General features: G+C 31.4%; 19 protein-coding genes. 10 read left to right on the plus strand and 9 right to left on the minus strand.

Annotated features, from left to right (window positions below; genetic code table 11):
* Window positions 1-388: 388 nt before the first annotated feature.
* Window positions 389-2,002: a RagB/SusD family nutrient uptake outer membrane protein gene (locus tag CELLY_RS03395; protein WP_013620252.1), complete on the minus strand. Its 1,614-nt coding sequence runs from the start codon at window positions 2,000-2,002 to the stop codon at window positions 389-391.
* A gap of 28 nt (window positions 2,003-2,030) precedes the next feature.
* Window positions 2,031-5,168 (minus strand): SusC/RagA family TonB-linked outer membrane protein, encoded by a 3,138-nt coding sequence (locus tag CELLY_RS03400; protein WP_013620253.1) that lies wholly within the window; start codon window positions 5,166-5,168, stop codon window positions 2,031-2,033.
* A gap of 339 nt (window positions 5,169-5,507) precedes the next feature.
* On the opposite strand from CELLY_RS03400, the gene CELLY_RS03405 reads away from it, so the two are divergent.
* From CELLY_RS03405 to CELLY_RS03415, 3 genes are all read left to right on the plus strand, one after another.
* Window positions 5,508-6,104, plus strand: coding sequence for a ribonuclease HII (locus CELLY_RS03405; RefSeq protein WP_034646455.1), 597 nt, complete (start codon window positions 5,508-5,510; stop codon window positions 6,102-6,104).
* 39 nt (window positions 6,105-6,143) lie between these two features.
* The gene (locus CELLY_RS03410) at window positions 6,144-8,564 is read left to right on the plus strand and encodes a hypothetical protein (protein ID WP_013620255.1); all 2,421 of its coding nucleotides are present in this window, start codon (window positions 6,144-6,146) and stop codon (window positions 8,562-8,564) included.
* Window positions 8,565-8,689: 125 nt separating this feature from the next.
* Window positions 8,690-9,367: a TapB family protein gene (locus tag CELLY_RS03415; protein WP_013620256.1), complete on the plus strand. Its 678-nt coding sequence runs from the start codon at window positions 8,690-8,692 to the stop codon at window positions 9,365-9,367.
* Between the two features lie 4 nt (window positions 9,368-9,371).
* On the opposite strand, the gene lipB is transcribed toward CELLY_RS03415, so the two are convergent.
* Both lipB and CELLY_RS16860 read right to left on the minus strand, forming a co-directional pair.
* Window positions 9,372-10,076, minus strand: a complete 705-nt coding sequence (lipB, locus tag CELLY_RS03420) for a lipoyl(octanoyl) transferase LipB (RefSeq protein WP_013620257.1) — start codon at window positions 10,074-10,076, stop codon at window positions 9,372-9,374.
* Between the two features lie 15 nt (window positions 10,077-10,091).
* On the minus strand, window positions 10,092-10,250 hold the full coding sequence (locus CELLY_RS16860; RefSeq protein WP_013620258.1) for a YqaE/Pmp3 family membrane protein: 159 nt from the start codon (window positions 10,248-10,250) through the stop codon (window positions 10,092-10,094).
* Between the two features lie 271 nt (window positions 10,251-10,521).
* Here CELLY_RS16860 and lysS point away from each other — a divergent pair, with 271 nt between their 5' ends.
* A complete protein-coding gene (gene lysS / locus CELLY_RS03425; protein WP_013620259.1) occupies window positions 10,522-12,213 on the plus strand; it encodes a lysine--tRNA ligase in 1,692 nt (563 codons plus the stop codon).
* Window positions 12,214-12,331: 118 nt separating this feature from the next.
* Here lysS and yiaA read toward each other — a convergent pair whose 3' ends face one another.
* Window positions 12,332-12,811: an inner membrane protein YiaA gene (gene yiaA / locus CELLY_RS03430; protein ID WP_013620260.1), complete on the minus strand. Its 480-nt coding sequence runs from the start codon at window positions 12,809-12,811 to the stop codon at window positions 12,332-12,334.
* 149 nt (window positions 12,812-12,960) lie between these two features.
* Between yiaA and CELLY_RS03435 the strand changes: the two genes are divergently transcribed.
* From CELLY_RS03435 to CELLY_RS03455, 5 genes are all read left to right on the plus strand, one after another.
* On the plus strand, window positions 12,961-14,466 hold the full coding sequence (locus CELLY_RS03435; RefSeq protein WP_013620261.1) for a hypothetical protein: 1,506 nt from the start codon (window positions 12,961-12,963) through the stop codon (window positions 14,464-14,466).
* 101 nt (window positions 14,467-14,567) lie between these two features.
* Window positions 14,568-15,998, plus strand: a complete 1,431-nt coding sequence (locus CELLY_RS03440; protein ID WP_013620262.1) for an SLC13 family permease — start codon at window positions 14,568-14,570, stop codon at window positions 15,996-15,998.
* A 341-nt stretch (window positions 15,999-16,339) separates the two neighbouring features.
* Entirely contained in the window at window positions 16,340-18,820 is a 2,481-nt protein-coding gene (locus CELLY_RS03445; protein ID WP_013620263.1) for a zinc-dependent metalloprotease, read from the plus strand.
* Window positions 18,821-19,151: 331 nt separating this feature from the next.
* Complete coding sequence (locus tag CELLY_RS03450; protein ID WP_013620264.1) at window positions 19,152-19,331, plus strand: hypothetical protein; 180 nt, start codon at window positions 19,152-19,154, stop codon at window positions 19,329-19,331.
* Between the two features lie 154 nt (window positions 19,332-19,485).
* Complete coding sequence (locus CELLY_RS03455; protein ID WP_013620265.1) at window positions 19,486-19,998, plus strand: hypothetical protein; 513 nt, start codon at window positions 19,486-19,488, stop codon at window positions 19,996-19,998.
* A 50-nt stretch (window positions 19,999-20,048) separates the two neighbouring features.
* Here the strand turns inward: CELLY_RS03455 and hemL are convergent, their stop codons facing one another.
* From hemL to CELLY_RS03475, 4 genes are read right to left on the minus strand one after another with little or no spacing between them, the layout of a single operon-like run.
* The gene (hemL, locus tag CELLY_RS03460; protein WP_013620266.1) at window positions 20,049-21,329 is read right to left on the minus strand and encodes a glutamate-1-semialdehyde 2,1-aminomutase; all 1,281 of its coding nucleotides are present in this window, start codon (window positions 21,327-21,329) and stop codon (window positions 20,049-20,051) included.
* A 9-nt stretch (window positions 21,330-21,338) separates the two neighbouring features.
* The gene (locus CELLY_RS03465) at window positions 21,339-22,181 is read right to left on the minus strand and encodes a glucosaminidase domain-containing protein (RefSeq protein WP_013620267.1); all 843 of its coding nucleotides are present in this window, start codon (window positions 22,179-22,181) and stop codon (window positions 21,339-21,341) included.
* On the minus strand, window positions 22,174-23,079 hold the full coding sequence (locus tag CELLY_RS03470) for a 1-aminocyclopropane-1-carboxylate deaminase/D-cysteine desulfhydrase (RefSeq protein WP_013620268.1): 906 nt from the start codon (window positions 23,077-23,079) through the stop codon (window positions 22,174-22,176). The genes CELLY_RS03465 and CELLY_RS03470 overlap by 8 nt, the downstream gene beginning before the upstream one ends.
* A gap of 12 nt (window positions 23,080-23,091) precedes the next feature.
* Window positions 23,092-23,421: a hypothetical protein gene (locus tag CELLY_RS03475; RefSeq protein WP_013620269.1), complete on the minus strand. Its 330-nt coding sequence runs from the start codon at window positions 23,419-23,421 to the stop codon at window positions 23,092-23,094.
* 168 nt (window positions 23,422-23,589) lie between these two features.
* Here CELLY_RS03475 and CELLY_RS17040 point away from each other — a divergent pair, with 168 nt between their 5' ends.
* Window positions 23,590-23,757, plus strand: coding sequence for a C1orf53 family protein (locus CELLY_RS17040; RefSeq protein ID WP_161633467.1), 168 nt, complete (start codon window positions 23,590-23,592; stop codon window positions 23,755-23,757).
* Window positions 23,758-23,779: the final 22 nt, after the last annotated feature.

Raw genomic sequence — 23,779 nt, forward strand, 5'->3', positions numbered from 1 at the left:
AGTTAACATTCCAAGAATTTAGTGTTAACGAAAACAGCATATGTTAAAAAAAACATCAAAAATGAATAATTAACAATTTAATAAACAACAAGCAGCTAATGTCTCAATAAAAAAGCTATAATTGGAGAAAAAAATAACAAATTGTTACTGATTAATTAATATAAATGATAATCAAAAACATCAAAAAAAACAACAATAATTGTAATAATTATACCTTGTTTACATATAGTGGAATAACTGTTTATTTTTTTATTATTAATAAGCGTAGTTTTAGATAATTGAAAAAGTTAAAGAAAACATAAAGCAATCATACGTAGTATAATTAATTAAAAAAGCCTATAAATACATAATGCACTTATAGGCTTTTAAATTTTAAAACAAGCTATTACTAATTTTGGTCTGCCTCACTAATATTTGGGTTAGCATTAATTTCAGCTTGTGGAATTTTCCATATCCAAGCATCGTTTAATGATGGTTTTTCTTGCATAAAACCATCGCCATATAAAACTTCTGATGCTCCAGAATTAGTTTGGTCTAAACCTTCATCCCAACGAATGTGGTCAAAATAACTAAATCCTTCTCCCCATAATTCTACATGACGTTGAAATTTAATCTGATCCATAAGGTCTGCCTGAGTTGCAAAAGCTGTTTTATCAAAAGCAGAATCTCTTGCTTCACCTAAAAGAGCTAAAGCATCTTGTGCTCCAGTAATATCATTCATCATTGCTTTAGCTTCAGCTTCAATTAAAACCATTTCTGATGCTCTCATATAAATAACATCATCTGGATCTATAGTACCTGGGTTCTTCTGCAAAAATTTCATAGACATATACGGATGTGTATTATGACCTGTTGTCATTCCGTACTGAGAAATAATAGATTCCCACTCATCCCAAAAATCATCTGCATTATCATAATTAGGGTCAGTTTCAAAACTACCACCTTGACCATTAGACGCACTAGAATTAGTATTTGGAGCTAAAGGTAACCACGCTTTTTTACGGTAATCAGTGTCTGGAATATTATTATAAACTTCTTTATTGATTATCTTAGGGTTACTTCTGTTTTGACTTCCGTTAAAAGTTGAACAAATAAAGTAGAAATAAGATTGAAAATAATTTGTTTCGGTATCTATCACATGACCTCCCCAAATTACTTCTGAAAGATCTGTAGTATTAAAACCAGATAACCAATCGCTTTCATCTAGCAACTCAAAACCATCTCTTGCTGATACAGCAGCATCTGCAGCTGTTTGCCAATCTCCTTTAGACAAAGCAATACGTGCCTGTATACCATATGCTGCGTTTATAGAAATATTAGACTTATTATCAGGTGCTGTAGCATTTTCAAAAAACTCTATAGACTTTTTAATGTCGTCTTCAACTTGCGTATAAACTGCTTCTACAGTTGCTCTTGGCGCACTTGTATAAGGCGCTCCTGTATCTAAAACTAAAGGAACCCCTAAATCTGTAGAAGGACTACCTATAAGATAACCTTTAGCAAAGGTAGTCACTAATTGATGATAAGCCCAAGCTCTATAAGCGTAAGCCTGACCCAAAATATTATTTAACTCTGCAGTCTCTGGCAAATCTCCTTCAGCTACTCTATTAATAATTGAGTTTGCCGTAAAAACAAAGTGATAACGCTCATACCATAAATTATCTACTGTAGTGGAATTTGCGTTTGTATGAGCTAACCATTGTAAATCTGCTCTACCCCAACCATTACCTCTAGAAGAGTGAATAATATTACCGCCAATAGCATCAAAAGAAGGCATATAATAACTTTGACCAGACCTAGACGATGCAGTACCCGGTAAAGGGTTCTGAGCATACATTTGCCTATGCAAGCCATTTAATAATAAATCCATATTTGCAGGAGTAGACAAAGCATCTTCTGCTGAAATAGCATTTGTTGGTTTATTGTCCAAAAAATCTTCGGTACAACTTGTTAGAGCAATAAACGATACTGCCGCTAACATTATATATGTTTTTCTTAACATAACTTTTATTTTTTTATTTATATCTTAATTAAAAAGAAACGTTTAATCCTAATGATAAAACACTAGCAGGGTTATAATCATTTCCAGAAGGTGTTCCGGCTAAACTGTACTGCGGATTTAAACCAGTTCTTTTACTCTTTAAGTATAGGTTTTCACCCGACACAAAAAACCTTAAACTATTAACTCCTAATTTATCTGAGATATCACCACCTAAGGTATAAGATAAATTAACATTTCTTAAAGCTACATAAGATGCATCTGTTAAAAATCTAGTAGATAAAGATTGTGATTGATTTACCGCACCATTTTCTAGCCTTGGAACATCAGTAATGTCTCCTGGCTGACGCCATGCTTTTAAGGCATCTGGATGTAATGAACTACCATAATCCCCTTCATGCATCATAGCAGCATAACCGTAATCTAATATATCTCCGCCAATACCATAAACTACTGTGAAATCTAAGGCGAAACCTTTATATGTAAAACTATTTGAAACAGAACCAATTAAATCTGGAACAGAACTAGCATCTGCATATGCTCTACCAGCTTCTTGAAAATCATTTGTAGTTGCCTGGCTACCATCTTCATTTAGTACAGGAACTGATTCACCAGTTTCAGCATCTTCTTCATACATATTATATAATGCATCTCCGTTAGCTGGGTCTACACCTGCAAAATCATACAAGTAAAAATCATAACGAGAGCGGCCTTCTGCCCATCTTTTAGATCCGTTTATACTTGGATCTGGAAGTGATGTAATCTCATTTTTCAATGTAGAAGCCTGTAAAGTTAAATCCCATTTAAACTCTTTACCTCTAAAAAAGTGACCTGTAATACCAAATTCATAACCTGAATTATACATATCTCCAATATTAAAAGGCGCCTCATTTAAACCTTCTGATGTAGGTATTGGTAAATTGTAAAGTAAATCTGTTGTATTTTTCTTGTAGTATTCTACAGAACCTTCAACTTTATTTCCAAACAAACCAAACTCTAAAGCAACATCATAACTTTCTGATGTTTCCCATTTTAAATCGTTATTTCCTAAATCTGAGAAATAAATTGCTGGTGCACCTGCATTAGAGTATAATGTTGTACGAGCTTGTGAAATATAAAAATCTCCTAAATTATCATTACCTACTTCACCGTAAGAACCTCTTAATTTTAAGTTGTCTACAAATGAAACATTCTTCATAAAGTTTTCCTGATCTATTCTCCAAGAAGCACCTACTGAGTAGAAACTACCCCAACGAACATCACTACTAAAAACAGAAGAACCATCTCTTCTTGCAGAAGCACTAATGTAGTATTTGTTGTCAAAATTATAGTTTAATCTTGCAAAATACCCTTCTAAAGTTTTATCAGAACTATAGCCACCTAAGCTAGATACTACTGAAAAGTTATCAAACTCATAAATCCCTGCTGCAGTTTGTGTGTTTGCTAAACCACTATTTTCTGAATAATGTCTATCAAAACTTTCATGACCTAAAGTAACATCAAAGTTGTTTAACCCAAAAGACTTTGTATAAGTTAAAATTTGATTAAAGTTCTCTGTTGTTCTACGGTATCTAGTTTCTCCGTATCTACCAGTTGGAGCACCATCTCCTACAATATTATTCTCGTAACTTTTATTTATGTAATCCTGAATATCCTGACCATAGTTAAATCTTGCTTTTAAACCATCTAAAAGTTTAAATTCTGCAAAATACCTGAATCCGATATTATTTACTTTTGTTGACTCTTCATTGTAAATTGCTTCTGCAATACCATGACGACCTGGATTACTTGGTCTTGATTGTATACCATACTCTGCATAACCTTCACCTAAATCATAAAGAGGTTTACCTGCTTCATCTAACACTATATCTCCATTGTTATCTACTACATATACAGGATAAATAGACCCCAAATCCTTAGCCCATGAGAAAGGGTTTACGATACTACTACTACCTGCACCTGTAGGGCCGTGAGAATCTGTAATTGCTAAGTTCATGCTACCACCTAACGTTAACCAATCAGTTGGAGAAAAGTCTGCATTTAATCTAGATGTTATACGGTCATAATCACTTTCTATAACGTAACCATCTTCACTTAAATAAGATGCAGAAAAGAAAACTTGATGATTTTCACCACCTCCAGAAACATCAATAGAGTGGTTTACTCTACTGCCTGTTCTTTCTAAAGCATCATACCAATCTAATCCTTGGTATATAACCTGAGCGTTAGGGTTTAATGTACCATCTGTACCTACTATTTGATCATTAGCAACATTAAAAGGGTTATAACCTAATCTATTAAAAATTGAAGCTGAAGCTTCTACCTCTGGATTAGAACCTCCTAGTGAGTTTTTGTAAGCTTCCCACATTAATTCATAATATTGACCTGGTCCAACAGCGTCATATTCGCCAATACCTTTAGTTATTACACCATACTGCGTAGATAAATTAACTGATAAAGAAGAATTTTTTCTTCCGCTCTTAGTTGTAATTAACACAACACCATTAGCTGCTCTAGAACCATATAATGAAGTAGAGGCTGCATCTTTTAATATTGTTAAAGACTCAATATCATTTTGATTTAAACTTGTTAAAGCTCCTTCAAACTGAATACCATCTACAATATATAAAGGTTGTGTAGAACCACCATTTAAAGTACCAACACCTCTAATAACTATTCCAGGTGAAGAACCTGGTTGCCCTGAAGCCGAAGTAAATTGAACACCTGTAGCTTTTCCTTCAATAGCCGCAATTGGAGAAGTAACACTTCTTTTAGCTAAATCGCTAGAACCAATAACAGAAGCTGAACCTGTAAATGCTTCTTTAGTAGTTGTACCATATGCTACTACTACTACTTCATCCAAAGCTTCTGCATCTTCTTCCATTTGAAGGTTAATAGTATTAGATGCTCCTATTTTTCTTTCAGTTGTTTTTTGCCCAACATAACTGAATCTTAAAATTTGACCCACACTTGCTTTAATAGTGTAGTTTCCATCAAAATCTGTTTGCGTTCCTGTTGTTGTACCTACAACTAACACAGAAACCCCAGGCAAAGTTAGACCTTCATGGTCTGTTACAGTACCTGTAATAGTTTTTTCCTGTCCATAAGAAAAACTACTAAAAATAAGCACCAAAATAGGCACTAACAATCTAGTTACTTTTGTTTTCATTTAATTATTTTTTGAGTTAGTAAGACGCTAAAATCATAATTTTATCTTAATAAAAAACAAAAAAACAGCTAAAATGTTTCATATTTATTTTTTAACAAGTAAAGTCATTAAGATCAAAAAATAATATTATTAATACTATATCAAAAGACACTTTTAACTGACAATATGCTAACATTGTAAGAAATTTAAGTACTCATATAAAGTATCAATATATAATATAAAAATTATAAATTGTTAATCATTTAAGTAACACTAAAATTATTTATTACCAATAAATTTTATTCAGCCTAATAATTATTAATACTAATTTTGTATTATCAATTAGATAATACTCCTTTTATGTTAAAATCTTACTACAAATTAATTAATGAAACAGGAACTGATGAAGCTGGCCGTGGCTGTTTGGCTGGCCCCGTTACCGCTGCTGCAATTATTTTACCAGAGAATTTTAAAAATGATATATTAAACGACTCCAAATTACTCTCTGAAAAAAAAAGAGAACTTTTAAAACCCATTATAGAAGAACAAGCTATTTGCTATGGGGTTACTCATATTTACCCAAAAAAAATAGATGAAATAAACATCTTAAACGCATCTATACTTGCTATGCATAAAAGTATAGATAAATTAACTACCAAACCAGAGTTTATAATTGTTGATGGCAACCGTTTTAAACCCTATAAAAAAATTAAGCACGAGTGTATTATTAAAGGAGATTCTAAATTTTTGAGTATTGCAGCTGCTTCTGTATTAGCAAAAACATATAGAGATGCATATATGGAAAAGATACACAAAGAGTTTCCTATGTACAACTGGAAAAAAAACAAAGGCTACCCTACCAAAGAACATAGAGAAGCTATTAGAGAATTTGGGCTAACCAAATACCACCGCAAAAGCTTTAAACAATTACCAGAGCAATTAAAGTTTCCGCTATAAGTAAATTAATTTAACTTTGTTACTATAAGTTGTATTTGTATGAAGTTAAAAATTATTATTGGTTTACTTACTATATGCTGTTTTAGTTGCACTAACAAGCAACAAACTAAAACCGTTATTTTAGATTACCTCCCTAACCGCGCATCTACTGTGCTAAAAATAAACGACTACAATAGCCTAACTAGCAGTATAAAAAACAATGACATATTAAGTTCATTAAAAAATTCTGAGCAATTAAAAAGCTTTTATGACGCAAGCAAAATCCTAAATCATATACAACCCAACACTAAAGGTCTTTTAGCCTTTATTGCTAAAGATAGTATTAAACACAATTATTTTTACATTACCAAAGACTCTGTAAACCTTAATAATCTTGATAGCCTTTACACAAACAGCACCACATCTTCTAACAATATTAATTATAAAAAATACAAAGTAGATAGCACTTCCTGTTTTGTAGCAAACAGCAAACCCTTTACGCTGTTTTCTTCTGATAAAAGTTTAATAGCAGACGTTCTTGGCAACAATACTAAAATAGACAACAATATATATAAGTTATACAATGCATCTAACAACAAAACTGCTACACTGTATACTCGTAAAAACAGTAATACATTTTTAAAAAACATTTTTCCTATAGACAGTTTACACAATAACGAAAATACAAACTGGATTTCTTTAGATATTAACACAAAACAAAACCTACTAAATTTAGCAGGTATAACCACAACTAATGATAGTGTTACCAACTTTTTAAGTTTATTTAAAAATACTAAAGCTGTGGCCAATAGAGTGCAAGAATATGCTCCTTTACAAACAGAAGCAATTACGTCTTACACTTTTACAAACTATGCAACATTTGCAAAAAACCGATTAGAGTATTTAGGTGAAGAAACTAAAATTGACTCAATTTTTACTACTGTTGAAGAAATAGCTATAATTACAACAAAATCTAAAAAAGCAGTTTTACTGCAAACCTTTGGCGCAGATAATATAGATGAATACCTAAGTACGTTTAAAAAAAATATTAGTACAGACAATCCTATAGTTGCACTAAATAACAATACTATCTTATCAGCTTTATTTAGTCCTTTAGTAAATTCTTTTAAAGCAAATTACTATACTATATTAGGTAATGCTTTTATTTTTACTGAAGAAATTGAGACTTTACAAGACATTATTAGCAACTACAAAGCAGGTACTACTTTTAATAAAACACCACTTTACAAATCTGCTACAGAAACTATGGCAAAACAATCTTCAGTTTTACAAATTTCTAATTCTAAAAAGCTTGAAGGAATAATTGCTTCTAATTTTACAAAAAACAATAAACTTAAGCTAAACAACTACTTTTACGCTAGCCAACTAGTAGCAGATGCTAATTTTTACCACACCAACATTACGGTTCAAAAAATAAACACTAAAACAGAAGCAAATACTACTGCCCCTATTTTTACAGTGCAGCTTGATAATGATTTAGCAACAAACCCACAGTTTGTAAAAAACCACAGAACAAATAAAAAAGAAATTATTGTTCAGGATATTGAAAACAATTTATATTTAATTTCTACTGATGGTAAAGTATTATGGAAAAAACAGCTAGACAGTAAAATACAAGGAGAAATAACCCAAGTAGACCTCTACAAAAACGGAAGATTACAATTTGCATTTACAACAAATAACCAGTTTATAATTTTAGACAGAAACGGAGAAACAGTAGAACCATTCTCTATAACTTATGATGGTGGAAACTTAAACGATTTAGCTGTTTTTGACTATGAAAACAACAAAAACTACAGATTTGTTGTCACCCAAGACAAAAAAGTATTTATGTACAACTCTAAAGCCAAAATAGTAGATGGCTTTACATATACAGAAGCAAGTGGTTCTATTGTTAGAAAACCAAAGCATTTTGTGGTTGGCAATAAAGATTATTTGGTTTTTATGCTTGAAGACGGCTCGCTTAAAATTTTAAACAGAGTTGGCAAAGTACGCGTTAAAACAACTAATAAAATTGCATTTTCTAACAATGATGTAGTCTTATTTAAAAACAAATTTACAGTTACAGATACCACAGCAATATTACACCAAATAGCTACAAACGGAAAAACAGCGGCAACAAAGTTTAACCTTATTAAAGATCACGGTTTAGATGCTACTACAAATACTTTGGTGTTAATGGACCAAAACACCATTAGTATAAAAGGAAAAAAAGTAAGCCTTGATTTAGGTATGTATAGCAAACCAAAGATATTTTACATCAACAATAAAATATATGTTAGCGTTACCGATTTACAAAATCAGAAAATATATTTGTTTGATAGTAATGCAGCTCCAATACAAAACTTTCCGGTTTACGGGAGTTCATTAATTGATTTAGCTGATATAGACAATGATAAAAAGTTAGAGCTAGTTGCTAAAGACCTAGACAACTCTATAATTGTGTATAAAATAAACTAAAAAGCACCATTAATACATCATTTACAGCACTTTACACAATTTAACTACACCTTTTATATCTTAAACAGTATATTTACAAGCGTTCATTTTTATTAAAGAACAGAACACTAAAACACTGTTAGATTATGAAAACATATACAATTATACTCGCTCTTATATTAACGTGCTCTACTGCAATTTTTGCCCAAGGTGACTGCAGTAAATATTATCCTTTTAATTCTGATGTTAAAGCAGAAATTACCTCATATGATAAAAAAGGAAAAAAAACCACATCTGTAAATTACACTGTAAAAAGCGTAAATAATAACATTGCTACCATTGCTACAGAGCTCTATGACAAAAAAGGAGAATTTATTACCAATACAGAATATGATATAGAGTGTACAGAGGAAGGTATTAGTATAGACTTTAAATCTATGTTTAACAACCAACTTTTAAAACAGTATAAAGATATGGACCTTGAGCTAACTGGCAATAATATTAACTTACCTAACAACCTAACTCCTGGTACAACCCTACCAGATGCAAACCTAGATATGGTTGTAAAAACCGGCGCAATAAAACTTAAAATGTTTATTAAAATGACAAACAGAAAGGTTTTAGGCAACGAAACTGTTACTACCCCTGCAGGCACATTTGACTGCGTTATTTTAACTAATGACACCGAAATAAAAATGGGCATAAAAAGTACCACAAAATACAAACAATGGATTGCAGAAGGTATAGGTATGGTAAAGAGCGAGGATTACAACAAAAACGGAAAACTCATCTCTACAAATATTTTAACCAAGTTTAAAAATTAGCAGCCTATTTTAAAACCATTTCAGCTTCAAACAATGCTGTAAAATGCTTTAGTAATTTATCTTTTACTTCTGCTATATTTACTTCTTTTTCACCTAGCTCTACATTTAAAGATGTTACTGCTTTATCTTTTATTCCACACGGAATCATAAGATCAAAATACCCTAAATCTGCATTTACATTTAAGGCAAAACCGTGCATTGTTACCCACCTACTAGCGCGCACACCCATTGCACAAATTTTACGCGCAAAAGGCGTTCCTACGTCTAACCAAACTCCAGTTTCTCCTTCAGAACGTTCCGCTTTTAAGCCATACTCTGCTAAGGTTAAAATTACCATTTCTTCTAGCAGACGTAAGTACTTGTGTATGTCTGTAAAAAAGTTATCCAAATCTAAAATTGGATATCCTACAATTTGCCCAGGGCCATGATACGTAATATCTCCTCCCCTATTTATTTTGTAAAAAGTCGCATTTTTTTTAGCCAATTGTTCTTCATCTATTAACAAATTAGCCATATCACCACTTTTACCTAAAGTATACACGTGCGGATGCTCTACAAACAAAAAATGATTAGGTGTTTTTAAACCTGCATCTTCTCGCCTGTTTTTAATTTTTATATCTAAAGTTTCTTTAAAAAGATCTTCTTGGTAGTCCCAAGTTTCCTTATAATCTTTCTGTCCTAAATCTTGTAGAAATACTTCTTTGTTCATACCACAAAGATACAACTATCTGTCCGGATTATTCAATATAATAAGCGCGGCAATTGTACCAGGAACCCAACCGCATAACCATAATAAAAATACAATAACTATAGATCCGCATCCTTTACCTATTACAGACAAAGGCGGACATAAGATAGCTAATAAAACTCTCCAAAAACTCATTTACTATTATTTTGATTGATGTACCTATAAGACGTAACAAAACACTATTTGTTACTATTTTTTTCAATTTTCTTAAAAAACTCTATTTAAGCTTCTTTTATAAGGTTGATAACCAAATACTCATCAACCAAAAACAATACATTTAACACTAATGATATACAACATACTAACATCAAAATGTAAAAATTTAAAAACCTTTGTATGCTAATGTACTTTCTACTTTGATAGATTACTAGTTTGTAACTATATTTGCAGCCTTAATTATAGATATATGCAGCTTTCGGAACAAGAAATCATCAGAAGGGAAAAATTAGGCAAGCTAAGAGAAATGGGCATTAACCCATATCCGGCAGATTTATACCCAGTTAACACTACCTCTAAACAAGTTAAAGAAAATTTTGAAGAGGGTAAACAGGTGGTAATTTCTGGTAGATTAATGTCTAGAAGAATACAAGGAAAAGCTTCTTTTGCAGAGTTACAAGATGGTGAAGGCAGAGTACAAGTTTACTTTAACAGAGATGAAATTTGTACAGGTGATGATAAAACTTTGTATAACGATGTTTACAAGAAATTATTAGACATTGGAGACATTATTGGCATTGAAGGTGATTTGTTTACAACACAAGTTGGCGAAAAAACAGTAATGGTTAAAAAGTTTACAATACTTAGTAAATCTTTACGTCCATTACCGTTACCAAAAGTAGATTCTGAAGGTAAAGTTTTTGACGAATTTAATGACCCAGAGTTACGCTACCGTCGTAGATATGCAGATTTAGTTGTAAATCCGCACGTTAAAGAAGTGTTTGTTAAACGTACCAAGCTTTTTAATGCTATGCGTAGTTTTTTTAACGACGCTGGTTATTTTGAAGTAGAAACTCCTATTTTACAACCTATTCCTGGTGGTGCTGCTGCAAGGCCGTTTATTACTCACCACAATAGTTTAGATATTCCGTTGTATATGAGAATTGCTAACGAGCTTTATTTAAAGCGTTTAATTGTTGGTGGTTTTGATGGAGTTTATGAGTTTTCTAAAAACTTTAGAAACGAAGGAATGGACAAAACACATAACCCAGAGTTTACAGCTATGGAAATTTATGTGTCTTACAAAGATTATAATTGGATGATGGATTTCTGTGAGAAATTATTAGAACATTGTGCAATTGCTGTTAACGGTACAAGTGAAGCTACATTTGGTGAGCATAAAATTGATTTTAAAGCTCCTTATGCACGTGTAACTATGGCAGATTCTATTAAACATTTTACTGGTTTTGATATTACTGGTAAAACTGAAGCTGAAATTTTTGAAGCTGCTAAAGGTATGGGGATAGAAGTTGATGCCACAATGGGTAAAGGAAAACTTATTGATGAAATTTTTGGCGAAAAATGTGAGGGCAATTATATACAACCTACATTTATTACAGACTACCCAAAAGAAATGAGTCCGCTTTGTAAAGAGCATAGAGATAACCCAGAACTTACAGAGCGTTTTGAGCTAATGGTTTGTGGTAAAGAAATTGCAAATGCATACTCTGAGCTTAATGACCCAATAGACCAAAGAGAACGTTTTGAGCACCAATTAAAACTTGCTGCTAAAGGTGATGATGAAGCTACAGAATTTATTGATGAGGACTTTTTACGTGCTTTAGAATACGGTATGCCTCCTACATCTGGTATGGGAATAGGAATGGACAGGTTAATTATGTTTTTAACCAACAACCAATCTATACAAGAAGTATTGTTTTTTCCTCAAATGAAGCCAGAGCGTAAAGCTGTTGCTTTAAGTGATGAAGGAAAAACTGTTTTAGCTCTTTTAAAAAAGGCTGAAAAACTACCTTTGGATGAATTAAAATCTTCATCTGGTTTAAGCAATAAAAAATGGGATAAAACTATTAAAGAATTAACCAAAAATGGTGTTGCTAAAGTGAATAAAACTGATGATGGTTTATTTGTAGAAATAGTATAATGCCAAACTCTTATAAATTTAAAACAGCGTTACTATTAAGTAACGCTGTTTTTGGTTAAAAGATAACCATCATCAAAACAAATAACCTTGTTTGTTTTAATTTTTAAGTATTGTTAAATTAATCTTCATTTTTATCATTACGGTCTATATACTGCACATCTCTTGTGTTTTTTTGTACTGCAATAGCAGAAAATAAACTTAGCAAAAAAGACATTGCATAAAACCCTTTTTCACTTAACAATAAATCTGCATTCCACAAACCAACTACCAACAGCACAATAGATGCTACTGCAGCAAACCAACTTATACCATAATAAATATCTGTTACAGGTACATCTTCTAACTTATCTCGCACTGCTTTTTGTACAGATATTACAGAAAATAGTCCAAAAAGTAAAATTGTAAAGTAATATCCTTTTTCATTTAATAGCATATCTGCGTTCCACAAACCAATGCAAAAAGCAACCATACCTACAAATAAAGAAGTCCAAGCTGCACCTATAAATGCTGCTGTTGGTTTTTGATCATACACTTTTTTACTTTTCTTCTTTTTTGATTTCAATTCTTTTTCTACTGAAACATTTGTTTGATAATCCATAATTTTTGTGTTTTGATTACGGTACAAATATGTAGCGATTTAAAACCTGTAACAACACAACTTACGTACAAAACTGACGATATAATTTAATACTATAAATAAAAATACATTATATTTAATAAGTTATTCATATTTTTAATGACGATTAAATGACAGATTTAAACGTAATTGTAACCACACTTACAGTAGAAGAGCAACAACAATTTGTACTTTTTTTAAAGAAAAAGAACAAACGTAACGACACTAAAAACATTCAGCTTTTTAAATTACTACAACAAAACAAGCTGTCCTCTGCAGAAATTTGCAAACAACTTTACAGCAACAAAAAAAATGCATACCACGCTTTAAGAAAACGCCTGTACAACTCTTTAATAGATTTTATAGCTAATATTAATTTGGAAGAAGAAAATTCTGTTGATATGCAAATTATAAAGTACATATTAGCATCAAGGTCTTTTTTACACAATAAGCACTATAAAGTTGCCTATAAAATACTAGACAAAGCAGAAGTATTAGCAGAGGCTCATTATTTATTTGCCATTTTAAACGAAATATACCATACTAAAATTCAGTATGCATATGCAATTCCAGAAATAAATATCTCCAATCTTATTACTCAATTTAAAAGCAACCAAAAAAACTTATTATTAGAAGACCAACTAAATATAGTATATGCTAAAATGAGGCAGACACTAAATAACATTACTTACAAAGGAGATGTTATAGATATAGAAACCTTATTAAAAAACACACTACAAGACCATAAAATAACTATAACAGAATCTTTATCGTTTAAATCTTTATACCAACTAATAACCTTAGTTAGTATACCTGCTTTTGTTACCAATGACTATTTAAAAACAGAACCTTTTATTATAAAAACCTACGCTATTTTAAAAACACATAAAAGCGCTACCAAGCAATTGTTTTACCATATAGAAGTTTTGTTTTTAATTGCCAACACACTGTTTAGAAATAAAAAGTTTAACGACTCACTTCACTATCTAAAGCTAATGGAAACGCAAATGTTAGCAAACAACAAAAAATATTACAATACTTTTAAATTAAAACACCAATTTTTACTTGCTTTAAACACCAACTACAGCAACCAACAAGACAAGGCCATTGGTATACTAGAACAACACATTAATAGTAAACACAGTGATATAGATTCATTACTAAAAATTCATTTAGGTTTAAGCACTTTTTACATTCAAGGAGGCAGATTTAAAGACGCACAGCAAATATTCTCTAAATTTTACCATACAGATAAATATTATGAGAGTAAAGCTGGTAAAGATTGGGTAATAAAAAAGAATTTAATTGAGATTATTTTACATATAGAACTAAATAACATAAACCTTGTAGAGTCTAGATTACTTAGCTTTAAAAGAAATTACTTTAAGTATTTAAAACAAATAAATCAGCACCGAGCAATTACATATTTATCTTTTATAGAACTTTACTATAAAAATCCATCACAACTAGTTACGGATAAATTTAAAGCAAAAGTAGAAAACTCTTTTGAGTGGGTAGGAAAAGAAAAAGAAGACATTTTTGTAATGAGTTTTTATGCCTGGCTAAAAAGTAAAATGGAAAATAAACCGCTTTACAAAACAACTTTAGAAATGGTACAATTAGCAAAAGAAGATTAAGTTAACTTGTTATTTTACTATTAAATACTTGCTTGTACCTGCTAAAACTTTATAGTTTGCTTGCAAATTATATATTTGTATAACTATAAGCATTATACATTATGGCATTAAGCAAAAAAATTGGACTAGTAACCGGACCTCTAGTTTTTTTATGCATTTTACTACTACCTACTACAATACTATCTACAAATGCAGATGCTGTTATAGCAATAGCTCTTTGGATGGTTATTTGGTGGATAACAGAAGCTGTATCTATTTCTGTTACCGCACTACTACCCTTAATTTTGTTTCCTATATTAAAAATAATGCCTTTAAATACAGTAGGTGCTAACTATGGTAATAAAATTATTTTTTTATTTTTTGGAGGTTTTATTTTAGCACTTGCCCTAGAGAAAGTGAACTTACACAAACGTATAGCTTTAAACATTATAAAAATTACTGGCACTACACCCAATAAAGTAGTACTGGGTTTTATTATTGCTACTGCAACTTTAAGTATGTGGATTAGTAACACTGCAAGTACAGTTGTAATGCTACCAATAGCTGTATCTGTAATAAAATTATTAGTTAATGATAAAGATGGTTTTACAAAAAGCGATAAAAACTTTGCCTTAAGCGTAATGCTTGGTATTGCTTTTTCTGCAAATGCAGGCGGTATTGCTACCATTATTGGTACACCTCCAAATTCTGTTTTAATAGGGCTATTAGAAGAACAATATAACATAGAGATATCATTTTTAAAGTGGATGATTATTGGTTTACCTTTTTCAATTGTATTACTAACTGTTATTTACTTTGTGCTTGTAAAGTGGATGTTTCCTAACAAGCAACTTGAGTTTTCTGCATCAAAAGACGTTATCAATTCTGAATTAAAAAAACTTGGACCAACTAGTAAAAAGGAAAAAATGGTACTGGTAATTTTTGCAATTACAGTATTCTTATGGATTTTTAGAACCCTAATTAATTCCGTTTTTCCAAGCATAGGATTGTCAGATACTGTAATTAGTATGATAGCTGCAGTATCTTTATTTGCTGTGCCTTACAACTTAAAAAAAGGAGATTTTATTTTAAAATGGAAAGACACAGAAAAGTTAGCCTGGGGAATATTAGTACTTTTTGGCGGAGGCTTAGCATTAGCAAATGGTATGGCTACAACAGGTATAGTTACTACTGTTACAGAAGCAATATCTAACAGCAACATTAATATCTTTTTTACAGTTTCATTATTAATATTACTAATGTTGTTTATGACAGAGCTTATGAGCAACGTTGCTTTAATAACTGTTTTAGCTCCTATTGTAGCTGGTATTGCAATTGGTTTAAACATACCAATGTTACATATACTTATACCAGTTACAATAGCTAGTAGTTGTGCATTTATGCTACCAATGGCTACACCACCAAATGCAATAGTATTCGCCAGCGGCTATATTAAAGTAAAACAAATGGCAAGAGTTGGTATTATTTTAAACCTAATAGCTGTAGCATTACTAATATTACTATTCCAATTTGTACTTCCTATACTTTTTTAAAACAGAATAGCCTCTGCAATGCAAAGGCTATTCAATCGACTAATTCAATCTTACAAAGAGATATCGTAATTCCTTTTTGTTGTTGATTGTTATATAAATAGACGAAAAAAAATTGCAAAAGTTACAATAAATGCAAAATTTTAACATAATAACAATTAAATCGCAATTTAATTAACAAATGTTAAGTTATGTTAATTTTTAAATTAAATCGCTGTAAATCAATAACATAAATGCAATGCAATTTTAATACACCTGCTATTTTGTTATGATATTATTAACATAGAATTAGGATTTTTTTGCGGTTATTTGTTTTTATTCAAAAAAATTAACTCAAACTAACAATGATTAAAAATTTACTCACCAAACTTCTATTAGTTGTTTTTCTATTTGGCTCCCTTACCAATTTAGAAGCTCAATCTAAAAAGAAGAACAAGAAAAGCAAGAAGAATGCTAAAACAGAAACTCCTGCTGCAAAGCCAAAAAAAGGAGCTATTTTACCTTATAACAAGGTAATTACAAAAGATGCTAAAACAGACACTGGTTTGTTTAACGTACACACCGTAGACGACAAACGTTATTATGAAATTCCTGACTCTTTGTTTAACAAAGAAATGTTAATGGTAAGCAGAATAGCAAAAACAGCAACCGGATTAGGTTTTGGCGGTGGAAAAATTAACACTCAAATGCTACGTTGGGAGAAAAAAGATAAAAAAGTTCTTCTACGTATTATGTCTACAAACATTGTTGCAGATGAAAAACTTCCTGTACATGAAGCCGTAATGAACTCTAATTTAGAGCCAGTTTTATATTCTTTTGATATTAAAGCGCTAAAAAAAGATTCTCTAAACCCTACTACAGTTATACAAATAAATGACTTTTTTCAGAAAGACGTTAAAACTCTAGGTTTGCCAGAACGCAACAGAAAGCAATATAAAGTTAGCCGTTTAGATGATAGTAGAAGTTATATTGAAAGCGTAAAAAGTTACCCGTTAAATATTGAAGCTAGACACGTTAAAACATACTTTGCTGGCAACCCACCATCTAACTCAGCTTTAGGATCTATTACAATAGAGATAAATAACTCTATGATTTTACTTCCTAACAACCCAATGAAAAGACGTTATTTTGATGAACGTGTAGGTTGGTTTGCTCGTAGCCAAGTAGATTATGGTTTGGATGCTCAAAAAAGCAAATCTGTTACCTATTTAGATCGTTGGAGACTAGAAGTTAAAGATGAAGATGTAGAAAAGTTTAAAAGAGGTGAACTTGTAGAACCTAAAAAGCAAATAGTTTATTACATAGACAGAGCTACACCAGAAGAATGGGTACCTTTTATTAAGCAAGGTATAGAAGATTGGCAAGTTGCTTTTGAAGCTGCAGGCTTTAAAAATGCAATTGTTGCTAAAACGCCTCCTACTCCAGAAGAAGATCCAGAATGGTCTGCAGAGGATGTTAGATATTCTGTTGTTAGGTATTTAGCTTCTCCTATTCCAAACGCAAATGGTCCTCACGTAAGTGACCCTAGAACTGGAGAAATTTTAGAATCTGATATTAACTGGTACCACAATGTAATGACTTTATTACGTAACTGGTTCTTTGTACAAACTGCAGCTATTAACCCAGATGCAAGAGGTGTTGAGTTTAAAACTGAGGTTATGGGTAGATTAATACGTTTTGTATCTTCTCATGAAGTTGGCCATACCTTAGGTTTACCTCATAATATGGGAAGTAGTGTTGCATACCCTGTAGACTCTTTACGCTCTGCTTCTTTTACTAAAAAATATGGTACAGCACCATCTATTATGGATTATGCACGTTTTAACTACGTAGCACAGCCTGGTGATGAAGGTGTTGCATTAATGCCTAACATTGGTGTTTATGATAAATATTCTATTAGCTGGGGTTACCGTCCTATTTTAGATAAATCTGCTAAGGAAGAAAAGAAAACTTTAGATAGCTGGATTTTAAAGCACGCTGGTGATCCTCTTTACCGTTTTGGAAAACAACAATTTAGTGTAATAGACCCAAGCTCACAAACCGAAGATTTAGGTGATGATGCTATGAAAGCTAGTGACTATGGTATTGCTAACTTAAAAAGAATTGTTCCTAACTTAATTAAATGGACAGCAGAAGACGGCAAGTCTTATGATGATTTAGATGAGCTATACGGACAAGTTTTAGGACAATACAACAGGTATATGGGGCACGTATCTAACAATGTTGGTGGTGTTTATGAAAACTACAAAACATACGACCAAGAAGGTGCTGTATACACGCACGTACCAAAAGAAAAACAAAAAAGAGCAGTGCAATTTTTACACAAACAATTGTTTTCTACACCTACTTGGCTAATAGATAATAATATTTTAAACAAAATTGAAAATGCTGGAGCTGTAGAACGCATTAGAAGTACACAGTCTAGAACATTAAACAATCTATTAAATACAGGCAGAATGGCCCGTATGATTGAAAATGAAGCATTAAATGGCTCTAAAGCTTACAACCTAACCACAATGATGTCTGATGTTAGAAAAGGTATTTGGAAAGAGTTAAGCACAGGAAGATCTATAGACACCTACAGACGTAATTTACAACGTGCCTATGTGGACCGTATGGAATATTTAATGACAGAAGATCCAAAAGCTTCTAGATTTGGTACTGCCGTAAATGTTAGTCAGTCTGATATTAGAGCTGTAGTAAGAGCTGAATTGCAAACGTTAGTACGTTCTGTAAAATCTGCTGCCGCAAATTCTTCTGGTATTAGAAGAGCACACTTAAAAGATATACAAGAAAGAATAGAAGCAATTTTAGATCCTAAATAAAAAAAAATACCTTTTAAGTTAAAGGCTGTAATGTATAGTACATTACAGCCTTTTTTATGTAATATACTTAACAACAACACACTACAGTTTACCACATTTACACAACAACTTTACAACAAACTGGAATAAAAACTACAAATAAGTGTGTATTTCATCTATAAAATTATGCATTTTATCTTGTTTATTCATTTTTTTTAATATATTGCAGGTAACAAACAACAAAAAATAAGTGTTTCACAACTAAAAAATGGTTGTTACACAACAAGAGTTATAATAAATTAATTAACCTAGGTATCTTTGATATAGAACCGATATAAAAACCCCAAATCTTATGTCATACAAACTTAAAAGCTTAGTTTATTTTTCTTGTTTAGTTGTTGCAATTTTTGCTTATTTGCAAGTTGACAACGAAAACGTTTTAGAGGAAAATAACAACACGGTAGAGCTTCAAAATATTGAAGAGAACACAAACAGTAACGACTTAATTGTACAGTTATCTGAAGAAGAGTAAACGTATTTTATAATACAGAAAAAGTCTGAAACTTTATGGTTTCAGACTTTTTTTTTGACCTATTTTTAATGTTAAAATGCTCCTAAAAAACAACTACAGATTAAACTATTTATAAAAATGATTGTCAAAATAACAAACAATTAAAAATAGTAATATGAAAAAAATAACATTTGTAATGGTTTTAATGCTAAGCGTTTTAACTATATCAGCACAAGAAAGTAAGGAGAATTCTAAAGATGCAAAACACAAAATGCATAAGAGAAAGGATAGCAAAAGAGCTATGCACAGAATGGCAAAATTTACTCCAGAACAAATGGCCATTTTACAAACCAAAAAAATGACCCTTGCTTTAGATTTATCTGAAGATCAACAATCAAAAATTGAAAAATTGAATTTAGAAAATGCAAAATTTTTCAAAGAAAAGATGGAAAAAAGAAAAGCAAAAAAAGAAGCTGACAAAAAATTAACTTCTGAAGAAAGATTTGCAATGGAAAATGAAAAATTGGACCATCAAATTGCTCAAAAGAAAGCTTTAGAGAAAATTTTATCTAAAGACCAATATGCACAGTGGAGTAAAATGCACAAAAGAAAATCTCATTCTCCTGAAAAAAGAAAAATGCACAGGAGACAAATGATGATGAAAAAGAATAAGACTATGAAGTCTTAAAACAAAAAAGGAGCCATTAACGGCTCCTTTTTTTTATATGCTTTAATTTATTACAGCTCTAAGTCTTCAAGAGCAGCAATGGTATCATCTAAATCTTTATATGATAATGCATCGTTTAAAAAATAACTTTCAAAAGCACTAGGTGGCAAATACACCCCTTTACTTAACATTCCGTGAAAATACTTTTTAAATGTATCATTATTCCCTTTTGCAGAAGTAGCAAAATCTACAACAGGTTCATCTGTAAAGTGAACAGAAATCATACTTCCAAACCTATTTATTTGGTATGCAATTCCTTTTTTATCCAAAGCCTTTTTTAATCCTTTGTGTAAATACTCTGTTTTATCTGCTAAACTTCTAAATATATCTGGATTGTTATTTAACTCTGTTAACATAGCCAAACCTGCGCTCATTGCTAAAGGATTACCACTTAACGTACCCGCTTGGTATACGGGACCATTTGGCGCTAGATAATCCATAATTTCATTACGAGCTGCAAAAGCACCTACAGGTAAACCACCTCCAATAACTTTTCCAAACGTTACAATATCAGCATCTATACCTAAAATTTCTTGTGCCCCACCTCTTCCTAAACGAAAGCCAGTCATAACCTCATCAAAAATTAGCAAAATACCTTCTTTTGTACACAGCTCTCTTAAACCTGTTATAAATTCTTTAGACGGTATTATACAGCCCATATTACCTGCAACAGGCTCTATTATAATAGCTGCTATTTCGCCTTTATTTGCCTCTACCAATGATGTTACATTTGCTAAATCGTTATAATTAGCCAACAATGTATCTTTGGCTGTACCTTGTGTTACACCCGGACTATTAGGACTACCAAAAGTTACCGCACCACTACCCGCTTGTATTAAAAACGAATCTGAATGACCGTGGTAACAACCAGCAAACTTTATAATTTTATCTTTACCCGTAAAGCCTCTTGCCAAGCGTACAGCACTCATACAAGCTTCTGTGCCGCTGTTTACAAATCTAATTTTATCTATATTTGGAACCATAGAAACTGCTAGTTTAGCTAACTCTGTCTCTATTTCTGTTGGCATTCCAAAAGAAGTTCCTTTTTTAGCTTTTTCTATTACTGCGTTAATTACAGGATCATAAGCGTGACCTAAAATTAATGGTCCCCAAGATGCTATATAATCTATAATTTTGTTTCCGTCTTCATCATATAAATAAGCGCCTTTTGCTTCCTTAACAAAAATAGGTTCTCCGCCAACAGCGTTAAAGGCTCTTACAGGTGAGTTTACCCCTCCAGGAATATATTTTTTTGCTTCATTAAATAAAGCACTGCTTCTTTTATAAATCATTTTTAAGATTTAATTTTTAGTATATTTTACAATAAGTTCTTGACCTATGCGTAGGTTTGTATTTTTTAAATTATTTAACTTCATTAATTCTGGCACACCCATAAAATACATTCTAGATATAGCGTACAGGGTTTCTCCTGCTTCTACCTTGTGCTTTTTTACAACATATTCTTTTGGAGCTGTACGCACTGCTTTATGCTTGCCATCAAACTTATGAAGCTTGTATTTTTCAATTAAATATATTAGTTTTTGTGGGTATTTAGGATCTGTAGCATAACCTGCCTTACGCAAACCTTTTGCCCAGCCTTTATAATCATTAATATGTAAATCAAACAAAGAAGAATACCTACCCCTTGTTGTTAAAAACAAACTATGATCTCTAAAAGAGTACATAGGGTGGTTGTATTTTCTAAAACATTCTCCTTTTTCATCATCATCATGATAATCAAAATCACCTTCCCAACCTGTATGACATTTAATTCCAAAATGATTGTTGGTTTTACGAGCCAATTCTCCTTTACCAGAACCACTTTCTAAAATACCCTGTGCTATTGTAATGCTTGCAGGTATACCGTAAGCTTTCATTTCATCTTGTGCTATAGCTGCAAATGTATTTATGTAATCTTCTGTATTTTCTATGGCAAAACTTACAAAATGCCCTTCATCTTTAGGCAAAGCATAAGGAGCATTACCCTTATTGGTATTATTTTTTGGCGAAACCGTAGATACTTTTTTATGTGATTGTCTGGTTACGCTTCTTTTTGATTTACAACTAGTGTAAGAAACAAGTAGTACTAACAAGAACGTCTTATAAACTAATCTTAAACTATTTTTAGGTGTATTTTTATTCATTTATAAGTGGTAATTTTTTCTTAACTAATAAACTATTCATTCCTTTTATACCTTGTAATCCTCCTGTGTGTATTGCCACAATTTTAGTGCTAGGTGCAAAATAATTTTTTTGTACCAGATCTAAAATACCAAAAAGCATTTTACCTGTATATACAGGGTCTAAAGGTATATTGGTTGTTGCTTTAAAAGAGTTTATAAAATTTATTAATTCTGATGTTACTTTGGCATAACCCCCAAAATTATAACTATTTATAAGCTCCCAATTTGCATTATTGGCAAATTTACAAATATCTTCTTTTAAAAAATCACCTTTTAACGCAGGAAAACCCAAAACTCTTTGGCTTGCATTACTTGCATTTATAATACCTGCTATAGTACCTCCAGTACCAACGGCACTACAAATTACGTTAAACATAGTATCTTTTGGAGTTAAAATTTCTTCACAACCTTGTACAGCCAACTCATTGGCACCACCTTCTGGCAAAATAAAACTATTAGGATAATCTCTTTTTACAGCGCTTAAAAATTCTGGTGTATTTTTTTCTCTATAAGTTTGTCTGCTTACAAACTTAAACTCCATTCCGTTTTCTTTAGCAAAAGCTAAGGTTGGATTTTGTTGCCACTTATCTGCAAGCTCCTCACCTCTAATAACACCAACAGTTTTAATACTGTTCTCTTTTCCTGCATAGGCCGTAGCAGCTATATGGTTAGAGAATGCACCGCCAAAGGTTACTATAGTTTGTGCTTTTACTTGCTTAACGTGCTGTAAATTGTACTTTAGTTTTCTGTACTTGTTTCCAGAAATAAAAGGATGTAGCGTATCTTCTCTTTTAATATAGAGTGATATCTTTTTTTCTGATAAAATAGGTAAATCTACTTGCTGATTTAAAACTTTCACGTTTTATAATTTTCAGCGCCAAAGATATTTAATAAAACTGAAGGGTTTACGTTCATTTAAATAATTAGGATTATCTTCATTAAAATAGGCTTCACGCTCAAAACTAAGATTTTGATAAGCCCTATAACTATCCCAATAAAACAAACAACGTATTAAAAACTCAAATAAATACACTATATAAAAAGGCAAAACTAAAAGTTCTAGCTGTTGCCTTAAGTGTATTTTTTCATGATTAATTAAAGAGTCATCATCTCTTAGCGCATCACTCTTTAAAATTATAAAAGGCCACAAAGATAGGCCTACATAATTTTTTCTAAAGAAGAGTTTTGAAACTAAAATCATACGCACTTATTAATTAACAATTTCAAATTTAACAACTTAGTACAGAAACTATACCATTTTTAAGACTTAAAACGATTAAAAACTATAAAACACCGACTACCAACTATTTTTAACTTTTAACAATTGTGTATTTATATACTTAACTTAAAAACTCGTAATTTTACAAGTATGAAAAAAATTCTTCAACCCATAGAAGGCGACTATTATTTATCTGAAGAAGGCTACAGAGTATTTACAGAGCAATACCATAAAAGAAGAGGTTATTGTTGTGAAAGTGGATGTAGGCATTGTCCCTATGGCTATAATGCCAAAACAAATAGCAGAAAAAAATCTTAAAATTTGCTCAAAAACAAGCAAT

The organism is Cellulophaga lytica DSM 7489 (assembly GCF_000190595.1).
Taxonomy (GTDB): domain Bacteria; phylum Bacteroidota; class Bacteroidia; order Flavobacteriales; family Flavobacteriaceae; genus Cellulophaga; species Cellulophaga lytica.

Excerpts from the sequence above, each read along its gene's own strand:
- CELLY_RS03395 (WP_013620252.1), bottom strand. The coding sequence starts at position 2,002 with ATGTTAAGAAAAACATATATAATGTTAGCGGCAGTATCGTTTATTGCT.
- CELLY_RS03400 (WP_013620253.1), bottom strand. The coding sequence starts at position 5,168 with ATGAAAACAAAAGTAACTAGATTGTTAGTGCCTATTTTGGTGCTTATT.
- CELLY_RS03405 (WP_034646455.1), top strand. The coding sequence starts at position 5,508 with ATGTTAAAATCTTACTACAAATTAATTAATGAAACAGGAACTGATGAA.
- CELLY_RS03410 (WP_013620255.1), top strand. The coding sequence starts at position 6,144 with ATGAAGTTAAAAATTATTATTGGTTTACTTACTATATGCTGTTTTAGT.
- CELLY_RS03415 (WP_013620256.1), top strand. The coding sequence starts at position 8,690 with ATGAAAACATATACAATTATACTCGCTCTTATATTAACGTGCTCTACT.
- lipB (WP_013620257.1), bottom strand. The coding sequence starts at position 10,076 with ATGAACAAAGAAGTATTTCTACAAGATTTAGGACAGAAAGATTATAAG.
- CELLY_RS16860 (WP_013620258.1), bottom strand. The coding sequence starts at position 10,250 with ATGAGTTTTTGGAGAGTTTTATTAGCTATCTTATGTCCGCCTTTGTCT.
- lysS (WP_013620259.1), top strand. The coding sequence starts at position 10,522 with ATGCAGCTTTCGGAACAAGAAATCATCAGAAGGGAAAAATTAGGCAAG.
- yiaA (WP_013620260.1), bottom strand. The coding sequence starts at position 12,811 with ATGGATTATCAAACAAATGTTTCAGTAGAAAAAGAATTGAAATCAAAA.
- CELLY_RS03435 (WP_013620261.1), top strand. The coding sequence starts at position 12,961 with ATGACAGATTTAAACGTAATTGTAACCACACTTACAGTAGAAGAGCAA.
- CELLY_RS03440 (WP_013620262.1), top strand. The coding sequence starts at position 14,568 with ATGGCATTAAGCAAAAAAATTGGACTAGTAACCGGACCTCTAGTTTTT.
- CELLY_RS03445 (WP_013620263.1), top strand. The coding sequence starts at position 16,340 with ATGATTAAAAATTTACTCACCAAACTTCTATTAGTTGTTTTTCTATTT.
- CELLY_RS03450 (WP_013620264.1), top strand. The coding sequence starts at position 19,152 with ATGTCATACAAACTTAAAAGCTTAGTTTATTTTTCTTGTTTAGTTGTT.
- CELLY_RS03455 (WP_013620265.1), top strand. The coding sequence starts at position 19,486 with ATGAAAAAAATAACATTTGTAATGGTTTTAATGCTAAGCGTTTTAACT.
- hemL (WP_013620266.1), bottom strand. The coding sequence starts at position 21,329 with ATGATTTATAAAAGAAGCAGTGCTTTATTTAATGAAGCAAAAAAATAT.
- CELLY_RS03465 (WP_013620267.1), bottom strand. The coding sequence starts at position 22,181 with ATGAATAAAAATACACCTAAAAATAGTTTAAGATTAGTTTATAAGACG.
- CELLY_RS03475 (WP_013620269.1), bottom strand. The coding sequence starts at position 23,421 with ATGATTTTAGTTTCAAAACTCTTCTTTAGAAAAAATTATGTAGGCCTA.
- CELLY_RS17040 (WP_161633467.1), top strand. The coding sequence starts at position 23,590 with ATGAAAAAAATTCTTCAACCCATAGAAGGCGACTATTATTTATCTGAA.